The organism is Bacillus cereus group sp. BfR-BA-01441 (assembly GCF_022663075.1).
GTDB classification, from domain to species: domain Bacteria; phylum Bacillota; class Bacilli; order Bacillales; family Bacillaceae_G; genus Bacillus_A; species Bacillus_A cereus.
Map to the genome: position 1 here is coordinate 1 of NZ_JAKUEU010000143.1, position 6,804 is coordinate 6,804.

Sequence of the window (6,804 nt, forward strand, 5' to 3'; positions counted from 1 at the left end):
GAAAAAGATACAGAAGCACCAGTATTAACGCCAAAAGAAGGTGTAACAGTATTTGTAGGAGATAGCTTGAATGCTAGTGATTTAGTAAACGTATCAGACAATAAAGACCCAAATCCAGCATTAACAATTGGAGAATACAATACAAGTAGTGTAGGAGATATTCAAGTAACAGTAACAGCGACAGACAAATCAGGAAATACATCTAGTACAACAGTGACAGTAAAAGTAGTAGAAAAAGAGGAAGAAAAAGATACAGAAGCACCAGTATTAACACCAAAAGAAGGTGTAACAGTACATCAAGGAGATAGTTTAAATGCTGGTGATCTAGTAAATGTATCAGATAATAAAGACCCAAATCCAGTATTAACAATTGGAGCATACGATACAAGCAATGTGGGTAATATTCAAGTAACAGTAACAGCAACAGACAAATCAGGAAATACATCTAGTACAACAGTGACAGTAAAAGTAGTAGAAAAAGAAAAACCAGAAGAACAAAAACCAGAAGAACAAAAACCAGAAGAACAGAAACCAGAGCAAAAACCAGAACAGAAACCAGAGCAAAAACCAGAGCAAAAACCAGAACAGAAACCAGAACAGAAACCAGAACAGAAACCAGAGCAAAAACCAGAGCAAAAACCAGAGCAAAAACCAGAGCAAAAACCAGAACAGAAACCAGAACAGAAACCAGAGCAAAAACCAGAGCAAAAACCAGAACAAAAACCAGAGCAAAAACCAGAGCAAAAACCAGAGCAAAAACCAGAAAATAATGTAGATGTAAAAAAAGATACAGCTACAGTGTAAAATGTTGAAAAATCCTTCCTAATTAACTTAGGAGGGATTTTTTTGTCTCCCCTTCTCTTTCACCCAACAAGGGCTTTTCTCCATGCAAAAGACAGGTAGTATTTTTTTGAGAAAAAGCACTCAAAAAAATCTCCACCTTCCCGTTGGGCTTTTTAGCATTCCGAAATTCAGGGGGGTTTTTGCTTCGCGTCAAGCCGACATACCAAAAACTAGGTTGTTATGGTTATCGACTTGTACTATCCAGTATACCCCCCTGAAACGCCAGAGCTTCCGTCCTAAGCTTTTGTTCCTGTTCTATATATTTATGACACTATAAGGGGCTAGCCCCTCGCTACGCTTCACCCCAGTCCCTAGCCTTCCACCCAAAAACAAGGGGAAAACATAAAATCTTTTAAACATAAAACATCTAAAAATCGAACTATACCATAAAAAGGTAATAGATTTTAAGCATAGAATAAATATATATATAGCATTAGATTTATATCTATATCAAAATCTATACATAATTATGTAATTTGAGATCTAGAAGGTGGAATTTCGAAAAAACTTTATACGATTGAAAAATGTATAAGAAATATATTTTAGGATCTGGATAATTACTAATGTGTACCTAATATATACCTAGTGTTTATTGAATTAATACTAGGTATGTGTTGAGGTTATTTTTTTTGAAATAAATACACATTTAATATACATTCACTATACATTCAATATATATTATGGTATAATAAGTATATAAGAAATAACACAAAATTATAGATTGGGGATGCTTTAACATGAAAATTCGCATAGCTAGATTAGATCAGAACCAACAACAATTACAAGTGGTGGAAGTGGAAAATAAGCTGGAAGTTTTTCAAAAAATCGTAGATGGATATATAGAGCGTGTAGGGATCACACCAAAAATTGATTTATGGTGCAATGATGAAGGGTTATTCCGAGAAGATCTTAAACTGAATGTATTGATACTACATAAAGGAGAAGCTTTTGCTTATATAAAAGGAAATGTGTATTTTGCTTCATATGATAATGAAGGAAATACAATATCTTTATCAGATGAACAAATTCAGGAATTACAAAAGAAAATGAATAAGGTAGCGGTTATGTCAAATGGTGAAACAGCGTTAGCAATTCATGTAGATTGATCTACATGAATTGCTAACAAACAAATAAAACAATAAAAAACAGATCAAAGAAAGGGAGATAAAAATGAAACATTGCGCTTATTGTGGGGAAAAAATAATTGTAAATGAAAATATGCTTCCAGAATCTTTGATCTGTTCTTATTGTGGTGGGGATCTGATTGATAAAAGAACAGGTGACTTAAAAGTTAATGATGGGAAACAAAGGTTTGATTTCAATGAACTACGCTTCAATATTTCTGTAGAAGATGCAAAGCAATCTGTAGAAGTATTAAAAAGCTATAATATGTTTCAGCTATATGTCTTATTAAAAGATGTTAGAGAAGCTAAACGCGAAGCCTATATGGGATTGGACATATTTAAAAAGGCAATAAGAGTTGATGGTATTACACCAGAAGAACGCGAAAAATTTAAAGAGCTAATTAATCCCCAAAGAGAAACGTATGTGTTCTGGACACGTAGACAATGCATATTAGAGAACATTTTAATTGAAAGACAGGGATATTTTCCTGAAATTATTACAGAAGAATCATTATATAACTTATATGAAGAAATAAAACAAAAATCAGTAGTTTCAAAAGTAAAAAGAATGGTTACTTCTAAATAAAAGAGGTGTGGAGAATGTGTGAGACAAGTGAGAAAAATAAAGATAGGCTTTTAATAGCATGTATGATTTTTATAGCTATTATGGGGATCTTGGGTGTTTGGTGGGCATATTCAGCACTTGAATATAAAAACTCTTTAGTAGATGCTGTAGAAAAGTTTCCTGAAACAGAATATAAAGTAATCGAATATTCAAGAATAGAAGAAAGTGGTCTTGAAAATGGATCAATGGATATCATTGCAAATGATGTGGAATTATTTAATACAGAAATTAAGTATATAAATGAAAAAGGGGATCTACAAATACTTTCTAATAGACAAAGTGTAATAGTAAAGTATGTTGAGGGTATACATGAACCGAAATTAGTTGTAAAAAAAGTACCAACAGAAAAACAAAATTATAAAATTAGTGATTATGTTAATCCGACACTAATTTTACCTTTAGAAAAATAAGGAGACTATAGAAGTCTCCTTTATTGTATTATATTAAATAAGTATTATATATGGAGGAATAAAATATGAACTATAATAAAATAGAGCTAAATACAACTTTAAATGTAGATGAAGAACAGTTTAATATAATTAAAGATAAATTTCATAAGAAAATCTCTAAAATAAAAGATCATGATTCTACAAAGCAAGAATTTTCTTTTAATATGAGTGAAAAACGCATTATATTAAATGCTGTTAAAAGTGCTACAGGGTTAAGAAGGTTCAGTCACAGAAAGATAATAGATGCTATAAATTACCTAGTTAAATATATAGATTGTGAGGATTGTAAAGAAATAGGTAAAATTTATTCAAGTGAAACTAATAAAACAGTTGAGGTATTATCATTTAAAAATATAACGTACTTTGCAACAAAAGACATAGAACGTAATAGAATAAATATTTGTGATTCTAAAAATAATAGCGTTGATATTAAATTACCGGAAGAAGATCATGAAATCCGAGTGGATCTGAATGTGCTGGCCGCACATTTTATTTTTAATGATATGGATAAATAAAAATGAAATAACTAATTTTCTAGTGAGCATAAGCTCACTTTTTTTATTCTTTATTATATATTCACTATACATTCAATGTATATTGTGGTATAATTTAATTAAGTTAAAAAATGTTAATAAATAAAAGTTCATTATAAATGGAGGATAATCTTATGAAAGTATCTTATGAAAAAACTTTAGAATTAGTTGTTAGTTCTTCACGCGGAATGTTTTTAAGAGACACAGATGTTTTAAAATCCCTAACTGTTACAAGAGTTGCAAATGATTATAATAAGCCTGAATCGAAGGTAAAAGAAGATCTACAGTGCGAATTTGAAAGATATGAATTATACATACAACAGAGAATTGAGAAGTTAAAAGAAGATGGAAAGGTAGTTGTTTTAAAAGAAACTAGGAATGTAATTGAAAGTGAGCTTAAAAAAGAAGCTATCCAATATCATATGTTTAATATCAACAAAGAGGAAACCTGTTTTGAATTGGTTATTCCAGAAGAAGCATAAATTAAATAAGACCTTTTCAATCAATAGTGAAAAGGTCTTTCTAAATTTTAAAAAACAATTATCAAGAAAGGAAGTTATATATGGAAAAGCTAACTAATGAAGAATTAGAAGTGTTAACAAAGGTACGGAATGAAAAAGGCGTTGAAATTGTTGAAGTTATGAATAAACAAGAATTATCACGTTATAGAATTAATTGTATAGAAGCTATTGAAAGGAATGAAAAGTATATAAAAGAAGGAACTAGCAAAAGTTTAATAAATATTAAATTAGATACTAATGCTAAGTTAAAAGAATACATTACATATATTGATGAAAAGTTAAATGAAAAAGATGGGTTAGCTGTTATTGATACATTTTTAAATGAATGGAAAAAGAAAGCATTTGAACATTACATACAGCAAAAAGAAGAATATTTAAAAATAGGAGATCGTCAGAAGTTTAAAAGTGAAGCAATCGAAAAAGGATTACAAGGGTTCTCTATAAATCATTACATTACACAATGTTTGCATGATGAAAAACAAGAATTTTTTAAAGCACATAATAAAAAGATAAGTGATATTTTTGTGAAGTATGCTAAGCATGGTGAATATTTCGAAGAAGTATTAGAAAACTACTTGATTGATGAAGTTAATAATAAAAAGAAAAATTTTATAGAACGTATTAAAGAGGTTGCTGGTGAAATTTCAGATGCAACAGCTTTAAGAATTGCTCAAAATGGAGCGATAAATGGTACTGTTATTGGAAGTAAAGGAAAAGCTCATGTATGGACAACACATGCTGGTGGTTATAATATTCAACGTTTCCACTATAGAGTATTAGTGAAAGAAGTTAAAGAGTGAAAGTATTCCGTTAGAACATCATAATATTGAATACTTATTTAATGTGTATTCAATACATATAACTCCCTTTAAGGTACATTCAATATATATTGAATGTACCTTTTTTTATTTTTATTTGTACATTTAATACATATTCACTATACATTCAATATATATTCTGTTATAATGAAGATAAGTTAATAAAGTATCAATTAAATTTTGGAGGGAGAAATCAAAATGAAAAAAATTATTGAATTAAACGTTGATCAAGCTGAATTGGTGGAAATGTCTAAACAAAGTTTTCCGTCTTTAAATTTCGCTCGAAAAATTGTTGAATTACAAATCATTGAGAATGATCTTAAATTGCAAGAAGTTCACCATCAATTAAAAAGTGTTGTTGGGTTCCTTGACCGTAAAAAAGACAATGGTTTAACAGAAACACATTCAGCGTTAAAAATGAATCAAGTTAGATTAATGGAATTGTTCCATCAACTAGATCAAGCATTTAATCAAAATATTTCTTCATTAGGTGATGTTCTTCCAGAAGATGTTGGGAAACAGAAGGATTTGAAAGAGTTTTTAGAATACGGTGAAGTGAAAAGAAAAAAAGCATTAGAACAAGGACATATTTTAGAATTTACTAAATGGATAGATGAAATAGATATGGCAAGAAAAGAGTTGTTGTCATTATTTAAAAAGAAAGAGCTATCTGATACTAAATTAGCAATCTAATACAGATAATCATAAAGGAGTATTAATATGGCTAAGTTAAGCCCACCGCTAGGCATAAGAGGTCATGTAGTTAGTGTGACAAAAAAGAAAATGAAAGAGTTGGTGGAAAATAAAACACCACATTTTATCACAGGGTATTCCCTTCTTTATTTTAATGTAGACAAAGGAATTTATCACTGTCATATGGATGAACGATACGACAACTTAACATATCAAGAGGTATGGGAACAATTGAAAAAAAACAATATGACTCAGTATGTTAGATTATGCTATCAAGAAATTTAATGTAGTGGGAGAACAAGAAAATGTTTATAGTGAAAAACTTAAATAACTGTAATTATCGTTTTAAATTATTTTGTAAAGTACATTCATTATCAGAGGGTGATGAATGGATAACTTGGGAATATATAACGTGGATCACTAGAAAAGTAAATGAGTTTAAAAAAATGCATGGTTTGAATGAATTTGATGCCCTAGAAAAGTTAGAAGATGGTCAAACGCGATTTGATAATTTTTTACAAGTTCAGGTTTGAAAATTACAGTAAGACCTTTTCAATGATACCGAATTTTGGAAAGGTCTTACTCTAAAAAATAGTTAGGAAAGGATTGATTTTTATGGCGAATACAATTTTGAAAATCACTGATAATAAACCTATTTTAAAATATTCTCGATTAGAAAATAAACAATTAGGTGTTCAAAGATTAAAGGATATTGTATTTAATCAATATAAAAAAATGAATGATTGGTTTGGGATTGAATCTTTGTCTGATCAAGTTTGGTTTTATGGTACATTTGTATTAGCAATTGTAATGATTGTTACAACTATTTTAGTATCTGGCGTGTTATATGGCTTTTGAATTTAAATGTAAGTAAATTTTAAAAAATAAAGAAATATAGAAAAGGAGTTTTATAAGCATGAAAGAATCTAAAGAAAGTTTTGAGGAAATTGCAAAGAAATTTGGAGGGAAAGTAATTTCTATAAACCCCAGCAACATAAGTAGTATAAATCCTTTTAATATTGGATCTATAGATGAAAAAGAAGCAAATAAACAAGCTGTAGATAGAACATTACAATTTGTGAAGTTCCATCTACAGGAATTTAGTTTAGGTGATGAACTTACTCAACACGAAGAAAATACAATTGTAAAATTTATAACTGAAAATGATAATTCTGAAAGAACAACTGAAAACATTTAT

The 6,804-nt window shown here is 29.3% G+C and carries 10 protein-coding genes and 2 pseudogenes; all 12 read left to right on the plus strand.

The window, feature by feature from the left end; all coding sequences use genetic code 11:
* A pseudogene (locus MR107_RS28620) lies at positions 1-804 on the plus strand (adhesin); the annotation flags it as partial.
* 776 nt (positions 805-1,580) lie between these two features.
* Positions 1,581-1,949, plus strand: coding sequence for a DUF3846 domain-containing protein (locus MR107_RS28625; RefSeq protein WP_242293042.1), 369 nt, complete (start codon positions 1,581-1,583; stop codon positions 1,947-1,949).
* Between the two features lie 64 nt (positions 1,950-2,013).
* Entirely contained in the window at positions 2,014-2,553 is a 540-nt protein-coding gene (locus MR107_RS28630) for a hypothetical protein (protein WP_242293043.1), read from the plus strand.
* 14 nt (positions 2,554-2,567) lie between these two features.
* A complete protein-coding gene (locus tag MR107_RS28635) occupies positions 2,568-3,002 on the plus strand; it encodes a hypothetical protein (RefSeq protein ID WP_242293044.1) in 435 nt (144 codons plus the stop codon).
* Between the two features lie 65 nt (positions 3,003-3,067).
* On the plus strand, positions 3,068-3,556 hold the full coding sequence (locus MR107_RS28640; protein WP_242293045.1) for a hypothetical protein: 489 nt from the start codon (positions 3,068-3,070) through the stop codon (positions 3,554-3,556).
* A 152-nt stretch (positions 3,557-3,708) separates the two neighbouring features.
* Positions 3,709-4,056 (plus strand): hypothetical protein, encoded by a 348-nt coding sequence (locus tag MR107_RS28645; RefSeq protein ID WP_242293046.1) that lies wholly within the window; start codon positions 3,709-3,711, stop codon positions 4,054-4,056.
* 80 nt (positions 4,057-4,136) lie between these two features.
* Complete coding sequence (locus tag MR107_RS28650; RefSeq protein WP_242293047.1) at positions 4,137-4,895, plus strand: hypothetical protein; 759 nt, start codon at positions 4,137-4,139, stop codon at positions 4,893-4,895.
* Between the two features lie 216 nt (positions 4,896-5,111).
* Positions 5,112-5,606 carry a hypothetical protein gene (locus MR107_RS28655; RefSeq protein WP_242293048.1) on the plus strand — a complete coding sequence of 165 codons (495 nt, stop codon included), beginning with the start codon at positions 5,112-5,114 and terminating at the stop codon, positions 5,604-5,606.
* Positions 5,607-5,633: 27 nt separating this feature from the next.
* A complete protein-coding gene (locus MR107_RS28660; RefSeq protein WP_242293049.1) occupies positions 5,634-5,891 on the plus strand; it encodes a hypothetical protein in 258 nt (85 codons plus the stop codon).
* A gap of 20 nt (positions 5,892-5,911) precedes the next feature.
* On the plus strand, positions 5,912-6,139 hold the full coding sequence (locus MR107_RS28665) for a hypothetical protein (protein ID WP_242293050.1): 228 nt from the start codon (positions 5,912-5,914) through the stop codon (positions 6,137-6,139).
* Between the two features lie 82 nt (positions 6,140-6,221).
* The gene (locus MR107_RS28670; protein WP_242293051.1) at positions 6,222-6,464 is read left to right on the plus strand and encodes a DUF3961 domain-containing protein; all 243 of its coding nucleotides are present in this window, start codon (positions 6,222-6,224) and stop codon (positions 6,462-6,464) included.
* Between the two features lie 58 nt (positions 6,465-6,522).
* Positions 6,523-6,804, plus strand: a pseudogene (locus MR107_RS28675) (hypothetical protein); the annotation flags it as partial.

Excerpts from the sequence above, each read along its gene's own strand:
- MR107_RS28670 (WP_242293051.1), top strand. The coding sequence starts at position 6,222 with ATGGCGAATACAATTTTGAAAATCACTGATAATAAACCTATTTTAAAA.
- MR107_RS28645 (WP_242293046.1), top strand. The coding sequence starts at position 3,709 with ATGAAAGTATCTTATGAAAAAACTTTAGAATTAGTTGTTAGTTCTTCA.
- MR107_RS28665 (WP_242293050.1), top strand. The coding sequence starts at position 5,912 with ATGTTTATAGTGAAAAACTTAAATAACTGTAATTATCGTTTTAAATTA.
- MR107_RS28625 (WP_242293042.1), top strand. The coding sequence starts at position 1,581 with ATGAAAATTCGCATAGCTAGATTAGATCAGAACCAACAACAATTACAA.
- MR107_RS28635 (WP_242293044.1), top strand. The coding sequence starts at position 2,568 with ATGTGTGAGACAAGTGAGAAAAATAAAGATAGGCTTTTAATAGCATGT.
- MR107_RS28640 (WP_242293045.1), top strand. The coding sequence starts at position 3,068 with ATGAACTATAATAAAATAGAGCTAAATACAACTTTAAATGTAGATGAA.
- MR107_RS28630 (WP_242293043.1), top strand. The coding sequence starts at position 2,014 with ATGAAACATTGCGCTTATTGTGGGGAAAAAATAATTGTAAATGAAAAT.
- MR107_RS28655 (WP_242293048.1), top strand. The coding sequence starts at position 5,112 with ATGAAAAAAATTATTGAATTAAACGTTGATCAAGCTGAATTGGTGGAA.
- MR107_RS28660 (WP_242293049.1), top strand. The coding sequence starts at position 5,634 with ATGGCTAAGTTAAGCCCACCGCTAGGCATAAGAGGTCATGTAGTTAGT.
- MR107_RS28650 (WP_242293047.1), top strand. The coding sequence starts at position 4,137 with ATGGAAAAGCTAACTAATGAAGAATTAGAAGTGTTAACAAAGGTACGG.